Source organism: Streptomyces sp. NBC_01506 (assembly GCF_045040295.1).
GTDB lineage: Bacteria > Actinomycetota > Actinomycetes > Streptomycetales > Streptomycetaceae > Streptomyces.
In genome coordinates, this window is the sequence record NZ_CP109422.1 from 3764805 (window position 1) to 3781888 (window position 17084).

A 17084-nucleotide genomic window follows, 5' to 3' on the forward strand; every position below is an offset into this window, starting at 1 on the left:
GGGATTGAGGACAAACACTCCCAACTCCCCGGCGCCGCAAGGCTCCCCCGGACACAGCACCCGCACACATGTGCCAGGCTGTGCCCCGCCGGACGTCCAGCCGGGCGTCCAGGACGGGACCAGAACGGGAGGGGCTACGGGTGGCCGCGATGCAGCTCACTCGCACGCACCGAATACTCATCGGCGTCGTCGTCGCCGGCGCGGTTCTCATCGCCGCGATCGGTTTCGCGGGGTCGTACGCCGCCGTGCGCGAACTCGCCGAGCAGAAGGGCTTCGGCCAGTTCTCGATCGTCTTCCCGATCGGTATCGACGCGGGTATCTGCGTCCTGCTCGCACTCGACCTGCTGCTGACCTGGATGCGGATCCCGTTCCCGCTCCTGCGCCAGACCGCCTGGCTGCTCACCGCCGCCACCATCGCCTTCAACGGCGCCGCCGCCTGGCCGGACCCGCTGGGCGTGGGCATGCACGCGGTGATCCCGATCCTGTTCGTCGTCTCCGTCGAGGCGGCGCGCCACGCGGTCGGCCGCATCGCGGACATCACGGCCGACAAGCACATGGAGGGCGTCCGCCTCACCCGCTGGCTGCTGTCGCCCGTCCCGACGTTCAAGCTGTGGCGCCGGATGAAGCTGTGGGAGATCCGCAGTTACGAGGACATCATCCAGCTCGAACAGGACCGGCTCATCTACCAGGCCCGCCTCCAGGCGCGCTACGGCCGCAACTGGCGCCGCAAGGCCCCCATCGAGGCCATGATGCCGCTGCGCCTCGCCAAGTACGGCGTCCCCCTCGCGGACACCGCCCCGGCCGGCCTCGCCGCCGCCGGCATCGAACCGGCCCTGCTGCCGCCGACCCCGGCGACCGCGGCGACCGCGCCCGTACCGGAACTCCCCCAGGCGCAGTCCCCGCAGCAACAGCAGGCCCCGCAGCCCGAACTCACCGAAGAGGACTGGATCCAGCTCCAGAAGGAGGAGCAGTGGGCGCGGGAGCACGAGGGCGGGCCGCAGGACCCGGGCGCGCCCGCCGCCCACGAAAGCCCCTGGTTCGCCGCCCCGCGGGCGCCTGAGGGGCCGTACGAGGGCTCGTACGCCCCCGCTTACGACCCCCAGCAGCACGACCCGCAGCACTTCGAACAGCAGCACTTCGAACAGCAGGAGTACGAGCAGCAGCAGTACGAGCAGTTCGAGCGGGCTCGCCGGCGGTTCGAGCAGCACGAGCGGTACGAGGGCGAGGAGCCCCAGGCCCAGGAGCCCCAGGGGCCGGACCAGGGGCCGGACCAGGGGCCGGAGCAGCAGCAGACGGCCCAGCAGACACCGTCCCGCCGCCCTCTCGGCCCCCAGCAGCCCCAGCCCGACCTCGACCTCGAACCGGACGTGGAGCCCGAGCCGGAGCCGGACGACCTCCCCGCCGCGTCCCTCCCCAACGGCATGCCCCGTGAGGAGGCGTACTTCAACGCCTTCCTGAGGTACGTCAACGAGCGCCAGGATCTGCCCAACGCCCGTCAGTTCGCGATCTACTTGCAGGATCTGTACGGCGTGACCGGCCGCACGGGCGGCCCGTTGAGCGAGAGTTCCCTGCGCACGTACCTGAAGGACTTCAAGCGCCGCTACCAGCAGCAGTTGGACGCGCAGGACGACGCCGAACAGATCGCCTGAGCCCGGCTATCCGGCGAGGACGTCGCCGAAGTACGACAGACCGGAGGGCCCGCCGACCGAGGCGGCGCCGAAGCTCGTCGAACCGGTCGCGGTGATACCGCTCGTACCGGACTTGAGGAGCCAGACGGAACCCGCGCCCGCGTTCTCGGCGAAGGCGCCGGCCACCAGCTCCGCGCGGCCGTCCTTGTTGCTGTCCGTGAGTTCGACGGAGGCGCCGAACTGGTCCTCGGCCTCCGAGGCGCCGGGCACGCCCGCCGTGTCCTGCGTGAAGCTCTTGGAACCGGTGCCGGTAAGCCCCTTGGCGGAGCCTCGCAGCACGGTGACCGCGCCCGTACTCCGCTTGCTCCCCGTGGCCTCGGCCGGCGCGCCGATCGCGATGTCCGCGTAGCCGTCGCGGTTGGTGTCACCCGCGGCCAGACTCCAGCCGAACCGGTCACCCTTCTTGGCGGTGCCGACGACTGCGGTGGTGTCCTGCGTGATCCGGACCGGCGTACGGGTGGAGAGCCCGGCCGCGCTGCCGTAGGTCACGGTGATCGCGCCTCCGAGGCCGCCGTTCGGTTCGTCGGTGGACTTCTCCATGAAGTTGCCGGTGACGATGTCGCCGTAACCGTCCTTGTCGACGTCGGAGATGACGGCGTCGTAGCCCCCGGCGACCTTGCTCGACGCCTTGAGACCGGTCGTGCCCCCCTTGTAGAGGACGCTGCGGGTCCGGTACGCGTCGCCGCTCTCCTCCTGGCCCATGACCAGGAGGTCGGTCGCTCCGTCGCCGTTGACATTCCCCGCGACGATCTTGTCGGCGTTGATGCCGGTCTGGCTGTAGGTGTCGATACCGGTGAGACCCGCCGCCTTGCCGGTCCGCGAGACCGGTCCCTTGAATATGTTCAGTTCGGGTGCGGCGATGTTGACCGCGGCCAGGTCGGTGCGCCCATCCCCGTCGAAGTCACCGGAGGCGAGGCCCCAGCCCAGCTCGTTGCGGTACTTGGGCAGCGGCGCCGAGATGTCGACGGCGGACTTCAGCCCGCTCGCGCCGCCCCAGACGACGGTGAGGACACCGTAGGAGTCGGTGTCGCCGATCCGTTCGCCGTGCACGCCGACCACCAGGTCGGCGTATCCGTCACCGTCGAGGTCACCGGTGGTGAGGCGGTCGCCGAAGTTGTCACCCGTCTCCGGGGTGCCCGGAATACCGGTGGTGGCCTGGCTGATGATGGTGCGCTTGGACGTGTCGAGCCCGTTCTTGGTGCCGTAGACGACGGCCACGTATCCGGCCCCCGCCTTTCCGCTGATCTTCCCGAGGGGCGCGGCGACGGCGAGATCGCGGTAGCCGTCGCCGTTGAAGTCGCCCTGCGTCCCGGACGGCGCGGCGGCGGCACTCCCGCCGGCGGCGAGAAGCAGCCCGCCGACGAGACCTGCCGTTGCGGTGGTCGCGAGGATGGTGCGAAGGTTCTGCTGCATGCGTGTCTTCTTCTCCTACGGCACGCCGGACGCCGTGACGGCTGTCCGAGTCGGTGATCCGAGCCGACGACATGCGACATGCGACATGCGGGGGCCGGATCCGGATCCTGCCGGGCCTCCGACCCCGCACACACGCGTCGTTCGGTGCAGGTGTGACCGCTGAAGGGCCCCGGGGGTTGTACGGGAACGACGAACGGCCCCGGCACGCGTGACGCGCGCCGGGGCCGTACGTCGGTTCCGTACCGTTCGTCGGTTCCGTACCGTTCGTCGGTTCCGTACGGTCTCAGCCGCCCAGCAGCGTCCGCACCCGGTCCGCGCCCACCGCCAGCAGCAGCGTCGGCAGTCGGGGACCGGTGTCCCGGCTCACCAGCAGTCGGTACAGCACGGCGAAGAACGACCGCTGCGCGGCCTTCAGTTCAGGCGTCGGCTTCGCGTCGGGCGCCAGCCCCGCCAGCACCTTCGGCACGCCGTAGACGAGCGTCGTGAGCCCGTCCAGCGACCAGTGCGCGTCCAGCTCGGCCCGCAGCAGCCGCAGCCCGTCCCGCGTCTGCTCGTCCAGCGAGTCCAGCAGCTCCCGGTCGGGCTCGCTCCGGACGACCGTCCGGGCCTCGGCCGGCACCTGGCTGGTGATCCAGTTCTCCGCCTTGTCCAGCCGGGGCCGCGCCTCGTCCAGCGAGGTCAGCGGATCGGCCGGGTCCAGCTCGCTGAGGATCCGCAGCGTCTGCTCCTCGGCGCCCGCCGTGATGTCCACGACGGAGGCCAGCGTGCGGTACGGCAGCGCGCGCGGCGTACGCGGCAGCTCACGGGCCGCCGTACGCGTGGCGCGCGAGTACGCCGCGGCGTCGGCCGCCTGCACCGACCCGTCCGCGATCTTGCGCTCCAGGGCGTCCCACTCGTCGTACAGCCGCTGGATCTCCTGGTCGAAGGCGATCTTGAAGGACTGGTTCGGCCTGCGCCGCGCGTACAGCCAGCGCAGCAGCGGCGCCTCCATGATCCGCAGCGCGTCGGCCGGGACGGGCACGCCTCCCTTGGAGGACGACATCTTCGCCATCCCGGAGATCCCCACGAACGCGTACATCGGCCCGATCGGCTGCACGCCGTCGAAGATCTCGCGCACGATCTGCCCGCCGACCACGAACGACGAGCCGGGCGACGAGTGGTCGACACCCGACGGCTCGAAAATCACGCCCTCGTACGCCCAGCGCATCGGCCAGTCGACCTTCCAGACCAGCTTGCCGCGGTTGAACTCGCTGAGCCGTACGGTCTCGCCGAACCCGCACGCCTGGCAGACGTAGCTCAGCTCGGTCGTCTCGTCGTCGTACGCCGTGACGGTCGTCAGGTCCTTGCCGCAGCCCTCGTTGCCGCAGTACGGCTTGTACGGGAAATACCCGGCCGACCCGGCCGACCCGGCACCGTCGTCCTCGTCGGCGGCGCCCGACCCTTCGGCGGCCTCCAGCTCGGCCTCGTCGACCTTCTTCTGCTGAGACGCCTTCTTCGCCGTGCCCTTCGCCGTGCCCTTCGCCGCGTCCTTCGTCCGATACCGCCCGAGAATCGCGTCGATCTCGCCCCGGTGCCTCATCGCGTGCAGGATCTGCTCGCGGTACGTCCCCGCCAGATACTTCTCGGTCTGGCTGATCCCGTCGTACTCGACGCCCAGCTCCGCCAGCGACTCGATGAGCTGCGCCTTGAAGTGCTCGGCCCAGTTCGCGTACGCGGACCCGGCCGGCGCGGGCACGGACGTCAGAGGCTTGCCGATGTGCTCCGCCCAGGACGGGTCGACGCCGGGGATCCCGGCCGGCACCTTGCGATACCGGTCGTAGTCGTCCCACGAGATGAGGTGCCTGACCTCGTACCCCCGCCTGCGGATCTCGTCCGCGACGAGGTGCGGTGTCATGACCTCGCGGAGATTGCCCAGATGGATGGGGCCGGAGGGCGAGATGCCGGAGGCGACGACGACCGGTTTGCCAGGCGCACGTCGCTCCGACTCGGCGATGACATCGTCCGCGAAACGGGAGACCCAGTCGGTCTCGGTGCTCTGAGCCACGGTCGGTACGTCCTTCTCTCTCTACGCCTGCGATACCGGCGACGGCCATTGTCCCAGGCCCCTACGACAATGCGAAAACGACTTGTCGCCCCATGGGAGAATGGGGCCGAAGGACAGCCCCTCCAACGGACCCTCCGACGGACCCTCCGACAGACCCTCTACAGGAACGGCTCCCAGCCCATGGCCCCGGTCACTTCCCTCGCCTCGACCGTCGATCAGCGCATCGCGGACGCCCTCTCGGCAGCCCTGCCGGAGGCCGGCCCCGCGGACCCTCTGCTGCGACGTAGCGACCGGGCGGACTTCCAGGCCAACGGGATGCTGGCCCTCGCCAAGAAGCTGAAGGGCAATCCGCGCGAGCTGGCGGCGACGGTCGTGGCGGCGCTGTCCAAGGGCGATGTTCTCAAGGAGGTCGAGGTCTCGGGCCCCGGCTTCCTCAACATCACCGTCACGGACCGCGCGATCATCGAGACGCTGGCCGCCCGCGCCGCCGACGACCGCCTCGGCGTCCCGCGCGCCGCCGATCCCGGTACGACGGTCATCGACTACGCGCAGCCCAACGTCGCCAAGGAGATGCACGTCGGCCATCTACGCTCCGCCGTGATCGGTGCGGCGATGGTCGAGATCCTTGAGTTCACCGGCGAGAACGTGATCAGGCGCCACCACATCGGCGACTGGGGCACGCAGTTCGGCATGCTCATCCAGTATCTGACCGAGCACCCGCACGAGTTGGACCACGGCCGCGGTGATGAAGTCTCCGGCGAGGAGGCGATGTCGAACCTCAACCGGCTCTACAAGGCCGCCCGCGTGCTTTTCGACTCCGACGACGAGTTCAAGGCCCGTGCGCGCGACCGTGTCGTCGCCCTCCAGGCCGGTGACGCCGACACCCTCGCCCACTGGCAGCGCTTCGTGGACGAGTCGAAGATCTACTTCCACTCGGTCTTCGACAAGCTCGACATGGAGATCCGCGACGAGGACGTGGTCGGCGAGTCCGCGTACAACGACATGCTCGAGGAGACCTGCCGCATCCTTGAGGAGACGGGCGTCGCCGTCCGCTCCGACGGGGCGCTGTGCGTCTTCTTCGACGATGTGAAGGGCCCGGACGGCAATCCGACGCCGCTCATCGTCAAGAAGAGCAACGGCGGTTACGGGTACGCGGCCACCGACCTCTCCGCGATCCGCGACCGCGTGGGGAATCTGAAGGCGAACACCCTGCTGTACGTGGTGGACGCCCGCCAGTCCCTCCACTTCAAGATGGTCTTCGAGACCGCCCGCCGGGCCAACTGGCTGAACGAGGACGTCAAGGCCGTCCAGCTCGCCTTCGGCACCGTCCTCGGTAAGGACGGCAAGCCGTTCAAGACCCGTGAGGGCGAGACGGTGCGGCTGGTGGACCTGCTGGACGAGGCGGTCGAGCGCGCGTCGGCGGTCGTCCGGGAGAAGGGCAAGGGCATCGGTCTCACTGAGGACGAGGTCGTCGAGCGCGCCACGGAGGTGGGCATCGGCGCGGTGAAGTACGCCGACCTGTCGACCTCCGCCGCGCGGGACTACAAGTTCGACCTGGACCAGATGGTCTCGTTGCACGGCGACACGAGCGTCTACATCCAGTACGCGTACGCCCGGACCCGGTCCATCTTCGGCAACGCGGGCGACCGCTCACCCGTGGCCCACCCCGAGCTGGAACTGGCCCCGGCGGAACGGGCGCTGGGCCTGCACCTGGACATGTTCGGGGAGGTCCTGGCGGAGGCGGCGTCGGCGTACGAGCCGCACAAGCTGACGGCGTATCTGTACCAACTGGCGTCGCTGTTCACGACGTTCTACACGGAGTGCCCGGTCGTGCGGCCGGCCCCCCCGCAGGAGGTCGCGGAGAACCGCCTCTTCCTCTGCGACGTCACGGCCCGCACCCTGCACCAGGGCATGACCCTGCTCGGCATCCACACCCCCGAGCGGCTGTAGGACCTGCCGACTGTCACTCGAAAGTGTCCTTCCCGACGCTCGTCACGCTCAGCTAGCATATGCCTACAGCAAGTTCGGCGACTGTTGAAAGGAACCGACATGAGCGGTAGCCACGGCGGCAAGCCCGACACGTCCGAGAGCGACGGACACAAGCCCGACAAGCCGATTCCTCCGCGCGACCCGAAGCGTCCGGAGACCCGGAAGAGGTGAGTAGCGAAAGCTCTCCCGCCACCCTCGCCCGGCAGTTGACCGACGCGGGCTACCTCACCCCGTCGTGGCGCGACGCGTTCACTCAGGTCGACCGCAAGCGGTTCATCCCCGATCGCGTCTGGATCCGCGGCGAGGGTGGCTACCACCCGATCAACCGCACCACCGACCCCGACCGTTGGAACGCCCTCGTCTACGACGACCAGGCGCTCGTCACCCAGGTCGAGGACGACGACGAGGCGGCCACGGCGCGCGTCCCCTCCAGCTCCGCGAGCATGCCGCGCGTCGTCGCCCTCATGCTCGACGCCCTCGCGGTGGCAGACGGCATGACCGTCCTGGAGGTCGGCACCGGCACCGGCTACAACGCCGCACTCCTCGCCGCCCGGCTCGGCGACCGGCACGTCGTGTCCGTCGAGATGGATCCCCGCCTCGCGGACACCGCCCGCGCACGCCTGAAGGACGCGGGCTACGCCCCCACCGTCATCACCGGCGACGGCTCCCGGGGCTGCCCGGCCCGCGCACCGTACGACCGCGTCATCGCCACCTACGCGCTTCATAAGGTGCCGTACGCCCTGGTCGAACAGACCGCGCCCGGCGGGGCGATCGTGCTGCCGTGGGGAACGGGGCTCTACAACGGTGTCCTCCTTCGCCTCACCGTAGGTGAGGACGGCACGGCGAGCGGCCCTGTCGTCGGTGACTCCGCCTTCATGTGGAACAGGCGGGAGACCCCCGAGCGCGACGTGATGGCCACCGTCCGACACCAGGACGGGGATCAAGCCGCAGACACACGCACCGGCCTCGACCCGCGAGACGTCTTCGGCGACGAGAACGCCGCCTTCACCACAGGCGCCCTCGTCCCCAACTCCCGCTACACCGTGGGCCATGGCCCGGACGGCGAGTTCACCGTCTGGCTGGCCGATCACACCACCGGCTCCTGGGCCTGCGTCGACTACGTCCCCGGCGCCACCGAGCGGGACGAGTACGACTGCCGGCAACACGGCCCCCGCCGCCTCTGGAGCGAGGTGGAGACCGCGTACGCCTGGTGGCGGAACGCCGGTTCACCGGAGCGCACCCGGTACGGACTCACCGTCACCCCCACCGGACAGCGTCTGTGGCTCGACACCCCAGGCACCCCTGTGCCGTAACAGCCCTCTCTCAACGCTACGCGCCCCGCACCCCCGGACGTACCTCCGAATACACCACGTCGGCCGACAGCCGGTAGCCCAGCTCCGTCAGGCGCGACGCGACGTCCGCCGGGGTGCGGGTCGTCAGGCTCGCGCTGCGGAGCACGTTCTCCAGCAGCAGGATGTCCAGGTACGAGGCCGTGAGCGTCTCCAGGAGACGAATGTCGGGCTCCTCGGCCGTCCCGGGCAGGTTCGCGTCCTTGTGCAGCCAGTGGCCCAGCGTGGACAGCCTCTCGGCGACCTGGGCGGGGCCGCGGCCCGTGATGAGGGAGGCGCGCAGGATGTGCCGCATCTGGAGGCCGACGACGTTGTTCTTCGTCAGCCAGGGCGCGCGGCCGTCCAGGTTCTCGCTGAGGAGGACGAAGTCGTCCGCCTCCACGGTGTCGGGTACGACCCCGTCCGGCCGCCCGCAGCCCAACTCGCCCAGCCGGGCCACGATGTCCGCGTGCGTGCGGCCCGTGTCCCGGGCGACGGCGAGGATGTGTCCGGCGGGTGGGGACGACCAGCGGCCGAACCAGCCGCCCCCCGCGCGGTCGCGGTACTTCAGCAGCCGCTCGTCCCCGGGTTCGGGGGTGTACGGCAGGCGCAGGCCCAGCGCGATCAGCCGCTCGGCGGCGACGCGCGGGCTGCACGACAAGTCCTCCGCCACGCCCAGGACATGAGACGCCGACACCTCGTCGCCCCAGTCGAGCCATGTCCCGTAGCTCCGGGCGTCGGTGCGGATCAGCGCGATGTCACGCGGGTCGGCGGTCTCCGGCAGCGGCCGGGCACCGGTCCCGACCCGGTAGCCGAGAGCGGTCAGACGCCGTGCGACGTCGGCCGGAGAGCGGTTCGCGCGGGCCGCCGATTCGACTGTCTGCCGCAGGGACACCGTCTTGTCGATGTCGAGCGGATGGGCGCCGAACCGCGCCTGCACACCCGTGATCAGCGGTGCGTCGTCCGGCTCGACAACATCGGGCAGCGGGCCTTCGGAGCGCTGGACGTCCCCGTACCCCAGCACGTACAGCCGTGTCACGACGGTGGCGGGGCTCCACTTCAGCTTGGCCGCGATGAGCAGCACGCGCCCGTACGGCACCTGCTGTGCGGAATTCCGCCAGGGGTATCTGCCGTTCAGATGCTCGCTGGCGATCAGGAGGTCGTCCGGGTCCTGGGACTCGGGGGCGTGGGGTTCGGGCGTGCTGGACATGGTGGTGTGGCCTTTCAACGGCTCAACGGCTCAACGGCTCAACGGGAAGTGGAAGGCGGGGGGCGCTCATTCGGACGCCGCGATGTACCGGCCGTCCTCGTCCCAGCCGGCCTGCTCGGCCCGGTGCTTCATCGTCAGATCCACCCGCACTCCCGCCGGCTCCAGCGCAGTCCAGATCCGCAGCATCATCTCGTCGCTGATGAAGTGGAAGGAGAGATCGAGTTCCCGCAGATGCGTCAGCGGCTGCCCCTGGAGCAGTGCCGCCACGCCCTCGTCGGACAGCGTGCCCATCGACAGGCTGAGCGAGGCGAGTTGGGGCACGACCGGCGCGGAGGCGAGCGCTGCGGCCAACTCGTCCTGGATGAAGCTGTTCTGGAGGCCGAGGTGGCGCAGCGCGGGCTTGCCCTCCCCCGTCAGCAGCGGGGCCAGTTGCCCGACCGTGACGCCGCCGCCGTAGTTCTCGTCGCCCAGCCACAGTTCCAGGTGCTCCAGCGACGGCAGTTGGGCGGCGGCGATGTGTTCCGCCGCCTGCGGGGGCAGCCCGCCGGACTCGACGCGCAGCACGCGCAGCCGCTCGTGGCCGGAGACGGGGAAGTCGAGCCCATCCCCGCCGCGTATCGCCAGCTCCCGTAGGCCGGGGTACGCCGCGAGGATCGGGGCGACGTCGCGGTGGCTGATCGAGGAGAGCATCTCCTCCTCGTCCTCCAGATCGCCGAGAAAGAGCGCTTCGAGCCCGGTCAGCCGCCCGCTCAGCTCGATCAGCGGTTCGTCCGACAGCCCGCCGTCGCCGTCGTACCAGGGCTGCCCGAAGATGATCGCCCGCACCTTCTCCAGGTCGACCGACTCGGTGAAGCGCCGCCAGCAGTCGTCCGCGTCCTCCCCGGAGTCGTACGGCTCCCGGTGCAGCCGCCAGGCGACCGCGTCGGCGGGCGGCAGATCCGCGGGGTCGGCGTACGGCGGGAAGTTGTACGCGGGCAGTCCGTAGAACCGCTCGACATGGTGCACGTAAGACAAGATCGGGCTCCTGAGGCTCCTGGTACGCCAGTTGGAGTGCATCATCCTTCCGTCTCCCGCCCGCCTCCCGCACACGCCTGCCCACGCTTGCTCATCTCACGCGCTTACCTCCCGGTGCGTATCGCACCAAATAGTCGGTACTTGTGGGCACAGGTACGCCGCCGGAAGATCGAAAGCGACCACCTTCCGCCAGCCCCACCCGCACCGCAGGAGCACCCTCATGTCCCCGAAGCCCGCCGTCTCCGTCATCGGCCTCGGCATGATGGGCACCGCCCTGGCCGCCGCCTTCCTCGGGGCCGGCCACCCCGTCACCGTGTGGAACAGATCCCCCGCCAAGACCGGCCCCCTGGTCGCCCAAGGCGCGACCCCCGCCGACACGGCCGCCGACGCGGTGGCGGCGAGCCCTCTGGTGGTCGTCTGCCTCACCACGTACGACACGGTCCGTACGGTCCTCGAACCGCTCTCCGGTCAGCTCACCGGCAAGACCCTCGTCAACCTCACCAACGGCACCCCCGAGCAGGCCCGCGACCTCGCCGCCTGGGCCGCGAAGGAGGGCGCCGGGTATCTCGACGGCGGGATCATGGCCATCCCGCAGATGATCGCGGGGCCCCACGCGTACGTCCTCTACAGCGGCGCGCGGGAACTCTTCGACGCGCACCAGGAGACGTTCGCGGCGCTCGGCGGCGCGAAGTACGTCGGCGCCGACATCGGTCTCGCCGCGCTGTACGACGTGGCGCTGCTCACCGGCATGTACGGGATGATCTTCGGCGTGATGCAGGCGTACGCCGTGGTCGGTACGGAGTCCATCACCGCCACCGAGTTCTCGGAACTCCTCGTGCCCTGGGTGGGCGCGACGCTCGGCTCGGCACCGAGGTGGGCGGAGGCGATCGACTCGGGGCAGCATCTGACGGACGTGTCGAGCCTGGCGGTCAACCAGGAGGCGTTCCCGAACCTGCTGGAGACGTTCGCCGCGCAGGGCGTCAGCACGGAGCTGTTCGGCGCGGTCCAGCCGCTGCTGGACCGCGCGGTGGCCGAGGGCCACGCGGCGGACGGCCTCTCGCGCCTCGCGGACCTGCTGCGTACGGATCGCTGACGTTCGCGCGGGTACCACGCCGACGCGCCGGAGTCCGGCGTTCGCGCGAGTGCACGCCGACGCGCCGGAGAGTCACTCGCACGAGTGATTGTTACCGTGTGCACACTGACGGACACTCAGTGTATTCGGGAAGGTCATTCGGGCTCTCCCGACGTGAGAGGAGCCGTCATGACCGCAGTAGAAGCTTCCGCCACCCAAGCACCACAGATCGTAGGCAGTTCACAGGTCGCCGACAGAGAAAAGGACGTCGCGGCGATCGGCGGTAACGTCAACGCCGTGTGGCGGGCGTGGTGGACGTGGAGCCCGGGGAACGGGACGTTCAACCTCCAACTGCCCTGGAACGTCATCGGGGTCGACTCGACGGTCGTCATCACGGCCTCGGAGATCGACGGCAACGGGAGGCGATTCGTCGGGGCGGCGCCCTTCCAGGTGTCGAGTATCGCGCCCAGCAGCGGACTGGTGACGTTCAAGATCAACATCGGCTGGAACACCGCGATCCCGATGCGCACCGACGTCCTGGTCTTCAACTGAGCACCCTCTCGGGCCGCCCCGCTCAACGGAAGGACAGTGCGGGGCGGGGGTGTGGCACGCGTCCTGGTAACCCGGCGCCATCGGGTGGTCGAAGCGGTCCGCGTATTCGGGTCGGCCAAGATCGAATGCTCCCTCGACGCCGGACTCTGATCGGCGTGCCCGTCGGCCGGGGCGAGTGCGCCGATGCCGTCCCGGCCGCACGCCCAACTCGGCGGTGAGCCGATCAACAAGCCGCCGGTCTGCCGCGCCGCCGTCACCCCCCACCGGCGGCGTCGGCTCCGGCGTCGACTCCGCCCTCAGGGGCTCCGCCGGTCAAGTCGCCGGTCAAGTCCCCCCGGCCGGAACCCCGTTGTCAGTGGTGGCCTTTAGGGTCTTGTGCATGGCGACGCTCCCCAACCCCCTGCCCGCCCTGGCCGCCGACCCCTCGGGACGGTCGGTCGGGCTCCAACTGCCGCCCGGCGCACTGGTCGACACGACCATGGACGGGACGTGGCACGAACCGCTTCTGTGGTACGCGGACGAGCCGGCGGCCCCTCGGGCGTGGGCCGACCTGCGGTCCGCCCGAAGGACGGCCGGGCTGCATCCCGTGCTCGTCCACGGCGGTCCCCGCAAGCAGTGGCCCGAGGACTGGGATCTGAGCCCGGAGTCGGTGTCGTATCCCGGCGATCACGACGCGGAGGACGTTCTCGCGGAGTTCTGGGAGCGCGTGAAGGAGGCGGGCGCCGAGTGGCCGGGCCTCGCGCCCGAGCTGTCGTCGTCGGCCGACCCGGACGGGGAAGCGGCCGAGGTGGCCTCCATCCTTACGGACGAGGGAAGTTGGATGCACGGCGCACGCGTGGCCCTGGTCCCCGCCCGCCGCAGCGCGGACATACCGGCGGCCATCGGCTGGACGGGCCCGATGAACTACGAGAACGACGTGGCGCGGCTGTGCGCGGTGCTGCGGTCGTGGGAGGACCGGTTCGGGATACGGGTGGTGGCGCTCACCTTCGACCAGTTGGTGGTCTCGGTGGCCGCCCCGCCGACGACCCGGGCGGAGGCGGAGGCGGTCGCGGCGGAACACTTCGCGTTCTGCCCGGACAACCTCCTGGACCACTCCACCCTGGCCGAGTACGCGACGGACAGGGTGCTCAACCAGCCTGCCTGGACGTTCTGGTGGGACTGAGGGGTGCTGGATCCGGCGGGCGAGGACGACGCGTCATAGCCACCGGCTCGGGCGTGGTGCCTCCCCAACGGATTCCGCGGCGCGCAAATGCGTTGGCCGGCCTCCCATCAGCGGTGCCTGAACAGTTATAGGCACGGCTCGGTGCTGGTCGTGGTCACACTTGGCAGGTGCGCGGCCTGAGCGGGGACGTGACCGGCTCACCAGGGATGTATCCGTGATCCCGGATGGCTCCGCACGCCAACGGGAGGGAAATCAACAATGAGCTTTCGATCAGCACGCGTCCGCATCGCCACGGCGGCGATCAGCGCTGTGGTGGCAGGCACACTCGGCCTCAGCGCATCCCCGGCCGCGGCAGCCAAGTCGGACGGCTACGTCCGCGGCTACAACGACTACAAGGGCGACTGGAGCGACGAGGGAGAGCTGGCTTTCGACGGTGGCTCGTGGTTCGACGACAACAACGCCGTCTGCCTGTGGCAGAAGATCCTCTGGGCTGAGGGCGCGGAGGAGACGAACGGCTCGTACTTCGACGCCGCTGACGTCGACGGCCAGTTCGGCCCGAACACCCTTGGGGCAACGGAGTTCCTCCAGGATCGCTGGGGCCTGCGCGTCGACGGGGTCGTGGGTGGCTCCACCTTCGGCCGCGCCGACGACGAGCTCAGGGTGACCAGTGGCAGCGACGACCCGGGCCGGCAGCTCAACATGACTTACTACGGCGACCGCCACAGCTTCTCCGTGGTGCGCAACAGCGAGGGGAAGTACTCCTTCAGGGACGGTGACAACGACTGGCGCATCGCCGGCTACGGATACCGAACCTGCAACTGAGCCCTACAGCCCGGGAGCAGCCTGTTCAGGCCGCTCCCGGGCTGCCGTGGTAGCCCTTGGACGGGCCCGGACCAGTAGCCGGTCAGCGGTCCTTGTCGCCCTGCTCGCGGTCCCGTTCATCGATGACGGACTGAGGAGGAATCCAACGGCGCGCGGACTTCTCCGCAGACCGCGCGTCCCTGCCCCACCGCGCGATCAGCACGCCCGCCGCCACACCTGTCGGCATGGACAGCAGCAGGGCCCAGGACAGCCGTTCGTTCTGCTCCCCCGAGCAGACGTTCAGCGCACGCGCCGTGTAGGACGGATCCCCCGACACGGCCGCCATCTCGTCCTCGTAGGAGACATCGGCGGTCCCGGTGAGGGTCAGGGCCGGACGGCACTCCGCACCCCCCAGTTCCGAGTCCGGGCTCGACAGCAGCAACCAGAGAATGAACGCCACCCCGACGCCGACGGACGCGGCGAGGGGGAGCTGGCTCTTGACCATCCGTCAATGGTAGGAAGCCCAACTCCCCTCGCACCACCGCATATTCGGCCGTGCGACCCGGTCAGAACACGAACTCGCACCACACGATCTTGCCGGGACGACGCTCCCCCACCCCCCACTTGTCCGCGAGCGCGGCGACGAGCATGAGCCCGCGCCCTGACTCCCCGTACGGCTCGCGGACACCCGGCCGCCCGTCACCGCTGTCGTGCACCTCGATACGGAACACCCCGTCCGCGAGCAACGACATCTGCAACCGGTAGCCGCGCCCCGGCGGCACTCCGTGCACCAGGGCGTTGGTCGCCAGCTCGCTCACGCACAGCAAGACATCGTCGAGCCGGTCGCAGAGCCCCCAGTCGATCACCGCCTCCCGTACGAACTGCCTGGCGGCGGGCACGGATCGGCGTTCGCGGCGGTAGAAGCGCTCGCGCAGAACGGAGGGTGGATTCGTCTCATTCACGGGACGATTGTCACTGTCTGTGATTAGGCTGATGCAGTACGCGAGCCCGTACAAAGATTTCGTACGGGCTGCGCAGGCGTGACGTACGCACGGGGACGGGGAGTTGGACGGACATGCACAGCAAAAGGAAGCGACAGCGGAAGAACGCATCGGCGATGAAGCTCGTGGGCTCGCTGGTGGCCCTGTTCAGGGAGGTGGCGGGGCTGACCCAGCGCGAACTCGCGGAGCTGGCCTGCGTAGGCACGGAGACGATCGCCTCGATCGAGCAAGGCCGGAGACTACTGAAGCTTGACCTGGCGATCCTGCTGGATCAAGTGCTTTTGACGAAAGGGGCGTTGGAGACGGCGGTGGAGAACATGCCGGAGATCGACCGGTATCCGGTGTGGGCGGCGGCGTTCATCGATCAGGAGCAGGAGGCCATCGCCATCTCTTCGTACCAGAACCAGGTGGTGCCCGGCCTGCTCCAGACCGAGAACTACGCCCATGCGGTCTTCCGCAACGAGATCCCGACCCTCAGCCAGGACGAGATGCACGGGCGCATCGCCGGGCGCATGGAACGCCAGCAGATCCTGCACCGCAAGGTCCCGCCGACATGCAGTTTCCTGATCGGTGAAGCCGCGCTCCAAGACCGCCTTGGGTCCCCGGCCGTCTTCACGGAGCAGCTTCGCCATCTCCGGGAAAGCGCCGACCTCCCGGGCCTGACCCTCCAGATCATGCCGTTCGGCAGGACCACCCACGCGGGGCTCTCAGGACCGTTCGTCCTGCTGGAAACACCCGATCATCAGCACCTCGCCTACGCCGAGACACAACGGGGCAGCCTCTTCGTTGAAGACCCGGATGAGGTCAGCATCCTCGCTCGCAAATATGCGATGCTGCGGACGCAGGCCCACAACCCCGAAGAGACGAAGGGCCTGTTGGACCGGCTGCTAGGAGAGTAATGAACACCCCACGTGAGTGGTTCAAGTCCAGTTACAGCACCGAGCAGGGCGGCGACTGCCTCGAAGTCGCCTACGACTGGCACAAGTCGAGCTACAGCACCGAGCAGGGCGGCGCCTGCGTCGAGGTCGCCGCCCACCCCGCCGCAGTACATGTCCGGGACTCCAAGGTCTCGGACGGCCCGGTGCTCACCCTCGCCCCCGCCGCCTGGGCGGCGTTCACCGCCGACGTCACCCGCTGACCGTCGCAACAACTGCGCCAATCAGGTGAATTACGCCCCGACACATGCCGTCAGCCGTGACTTCTGGGCCCGTTCTGCGCAATAGACAGACCGGATCATGAGGACTACGACGAGCAGACGGGCAAACAACCACATGAAAGCCACCCGGACCCTGACCGCCTTGGGCGCGGCGGTGCTGGCCGCGCTACTCCCGGCCACCGAGGCCGCCGCCGACGAGACCCACACGAACTCGCACAACGGCTTCTCGCTCATCTCGATCGGCCAGATCGACGACCCGGCCGAAGATGTGCTGGAGCACGCGACGATCTTCGGCGAGACGAACATGAGCGAGGGCGGAGAAGCACCCGAAGCGGCCGAGGCCCCCGAAGCCGCCGAACCGGCCGAAGCGCCGGACGCGGCCGAGACCGCCGAAGCACCCGACTCCGCCTAGGAGTTGCTGATTCGGGTCCTGCTCGGCCGCCCGCACCGAGGGAGCCTCGTCGTCCCCTTCACTCGTTTCGGTGACTCTGTGTATTCATTTGTGCGCGTGGGGCATGTCTACCTTGACATTCCCCCCAAATGAACACCTGGAGTCACCATGGGTCGCCTTCGCCTGGCCACGCTAGGCATTACCGGCGCCCTGTGCGCCACCGCCCTCTGCACCGGAGTGGCCCCGGCCGCCCCCGCATCCGC

Annotated in this window: 15 protein-coding genes and 1 pseudogene; 10 read left to right on the forward strand and 6 right to left on the reverse strand. The window is 69.5% G+C overall.

What is annotated here, in order from left to right:
* The first annotated feature begins 140 nt into the window (after positions 1-140).
* The gene (locus OG329_RS16395) at positions 141-1649 is read left to right on the forward strand and encodes a DUF2637 domain-containing protein (protein ID WP_405795902.1); all 1509 of its coding nucleotides are present in this window, start codon (positions 141-143) and stop codon (positions 1647-1649) included.
* A 6-nt stretch (positions 1650-1655) separates the two neighbouring features.
* On the opposite strand, the gene OG329_RS16400 is transcribed toward OG329_RS16395, so the two are convergent.
* Together OG329_RS16400 and lysS are read right to left on the reverse strand one after the other, a co-directional pair.
* Positions 1656-3101, reverse strand: a complete 1446-nt coding sequence (locus tag OG329_RS16400) for an FG-GAP and VCBS repeat-containing protein (protein ID WP_405795904.1) — start codon at positions 3099-3101, stop codon at positions 1656-1658.
* A gap of 283 nt (positions 3102-3384) precedes the next feature.
* Positions 3385-5145, reverse strand: coding sequence for a lysine--tRNA ligase (gene lysS / locus OG329_RS16405; RefSeq protein WP_405795905.1), 1761 nt, complete (start codon positions 5143-5145; stop codon positions 3385-3387).
* Positions 5146-5325: 180 nt separating this feature from the next.
* On the opposite strand from lysS, the gene argS reads away from it, so the two are divergent.
* Entirely contained in the window at positions 5326-7095 is a 1770-nt protein-coding gene (gene argS, locus OG329_RS16410) for an arginine--tRNA ligase (RefSeq protein WP_405795907.1), read from the forward strand.
* Between the two features lie 206 nt (positions 7096-7301).
* On the forward strand, positions 7302-8447 hold the full coding sequence (locus OG329_RS16415; RefSeq protein ID WP_405795909.1) for a methyltransferase domain-containing protein: 1146 nt from the start codon (positions 7302-7304) through the stop codon (positions 8445-8447).
* A gap of 16 nt (positions 8448-8463) precedes the next feature.
* On the opposite strand, the gene OG329_RS16420 is transcribed toward OG329_RS16415, so the two are convergent.
* On the reverse strand, positions 8464-9672 hold the full coding sequence (locus tag OG329_RS16420; protein ID WP_405795911.1) for a hypothetical protein: 1209 nt from the start codon (positions 9670-9672) through the stop codon (positions 8464-8466).
* A gap of 66 nt (positions 9673-9738) precedes the next feature.
* A complete protein-coding gene (locus OG329_RS16425) occupies positions 9739-10677 on the reverse strand; it encodes an STM4015 family protein (RefSeq protein ID WP_405801877.1) in 939 nt (312 codons plus the stop codon).
* A 229-nt stretch (positions 10678-10906) separates the two neighbouring features.
* Here OG329_RS16425 and OG329_RS16430 point away from each other — a divergent pair, with 229 nt between their 5' ends.
* The 4 genes from OG329_RS16430 to OG329_RS16445 all read left to right on the forward strand — a co-directional run bounded on the left by OG329_RS16430 (position 10907) and on the right by OG329_RS16445 (position 14294).
* On the forward strand, positions 10907-11779 hold the full coding sequence (locus OG329_RS16430) for an NAD(P)-dependent oxidoreductase (protein WP_405795913.1): 873 nt from the start codon (positions 10907-10909) through the stop codon (positions 11777-11779).
* A 168-nt stretch (positions 11780-11947) separates the two neighbouring features.
* On the forward strand, positions 11948-12310 hold the full coding sequence (locus tag OG329_RS16435; protein WP_405795915.1) for a hypothetical protein: 363 nt from the start codon (positions 11948-11950) through the stop codon (positions 12308-12310).
* A gap of 379 nt (positions 12311-12689) precedes the next feature.
* Complete coding sequence (locus tag OG329_RS16440; protein WP_405795916.1) at positions 12690-13472, forward strand: DUF4253 domain-containing protein; 783 nt, start codon at positions 12690-12692, stop codon at positions 13470-13472.
* A gap of 258 nt (positions 13473-13730) precedes the next feature.
* Positions 13731-14294 carry a peptidoglycan-binding protein gene (locus OG329_RS16445; RefSeq protein WP_405795918.1) on the forward strand — a complete coding sequence of 188 codons (564 nt, stop codon included), beginning with the start codon at positions 13731-13733 and terminating at the stop codon, positions 14292-14294.
* 82 nt (positions 14295-14376) lie between these two features.
* Here the strand turns inward: OG329_RS16445 and OG329_RS16450 are convergent, their stop codons facing one another.
* Complete coding sequence (locus OG329_RS16450) at positions 14377-14778, reverse strand: hypothetical protein (protein WP_405795919.1); 402 nt, start codon at positions 14776-14778, stop codon at positions 14377-14379.
* A 61-nt stretch (positions 14779-14839) separates the two neighbouring features.
* Positions 14840-15235 (reverse strand): ATP-binding protein, encoded by a 396-nt coding sequence (locus tag OG329_RS16455; RefSeq protein WP_405795921.1) that lies wholly within the window; start codon positions 15233-15235, stop codon positions 14840-14842.
* A gap of 155 nt (positions 15236-15390) precedes the next feature.
* On the opposite strand from OG329_RS16455, the gene OG329_RS16460 reads away from it, so the two are divergent.
* The 3 genes and pseudogenes from OG329_RS16460 to OG329_RS16470 all read left to right on the forward strand — a co-directional run.
* The gene (locus OG329_RS16460; protein ID WP_405795922.1) at positions 15391-16173 is read left to right on the forward strand and encodes a helix-turn-helix domain-containing protein; all 783 of its coding nucleotides are present in this window, start codon (positions 15391-15393) and stop codon (positions 16171-16173) included.
* A complete protein-coding gene (locus OG329_RS16465; RefSeq protein WP_405795923.1) occupies positions 16173-16412 on the forward strand; it encodes a DUF397 domain-containing protein in 240 nt (79 codons plus the stop codon). The genes OG329_RS16460 and OG329_RS16465 overlap by 1 nt, the downstream gene beginning before the upstream one ends.
* 133 nt (positions 16413-16545) lie before the next feature.
* Positions 16546-16731, forward strand: a pseudogene (locus OG329_RS16470) (hypothetical protein); the annotation flags it as partial.
* Between the last annotated feature and the right edge of the window lie 353 nt (positions 16732-17084).

What these genes read in the sequence shown, in the direction of transcription:
- OG329_RS16445 (WP_405795918.1), top strand. Translation starts at nt 13,731, where the DNA reads ATGAGCTTTCGATCAGCACGCGTCCGCATCGCCACGGCGGCGATCAGC.
- argS (WP_405795907.1), top strand. Translation starts at nt 5,326, where the DNA reads ATGGCCCCGGTCACTTCCCTCGCCTCGACCGTCGATCAGCGCATCGCG.
- OG329_RS16400 (WP_405795904.1), bottom strand. Translation starts at nt 3,101, where the DNA reads ATGCAGCAGAACCTTCGCACCATCCTCGCGACCACCGCAACGGCAGGT.
- OG329_RS16430 (WP_405795913.1), top strand. Translation starts at nt 10,907, where the DNA reads ATGTCCCCGAAGCCCGCCGTCTCCGTCATCGGCCTCGGCATGATGGGC.
- OG329_RS16435 (WP_405795915.1), top strand. Translation starts at nt 11,948, where the DNA reads ATGACCGCAGTAGAAGCTTCCGCCACCCAAGCACCACAGATCGTAGGC.
- OG329_RS16440 (WP_405795916.1), top strand. Translation starts at nt 12,690, where the DNA reads ATGGCGACGCTCCCCAACCCCCTGCCCGCCCTGGCCGCCGACCCCTCG.
- OG329_RS16420 (WP_405795911.1), bottom strand. Translation starts at nt 9,672, where the DNA reads ATGTCCAGCACGCCCGAACCCCACGCCCCCGAGTCCCAGGACCCGGAC.
- OG329_RS16450 (WP_405795919.1), bottom strand. Translation starts at nt 14,778, where the DNA reads ATGGTCAAGAGCCAGCTCCCCCTCGCCGCGTCCGTCGGCGTCGGGGTG.
- OG329_RS16465 (WP_405795923.1), top strand. Translation starts at nt 16,173, where the DNA reads ATGAACACCCCACGTGAGTGGTTCAAGTCCAGTTACAGCACCGAGCAG.
- OG329_RS16460 (WP_405795922.1), top strand. Translation starts at nt 15,391, where the DNA reads ATGAAGCTCGTGGGCTCGCTGGTGGCCCTGTTCAGGGAGGTGGCGGGG.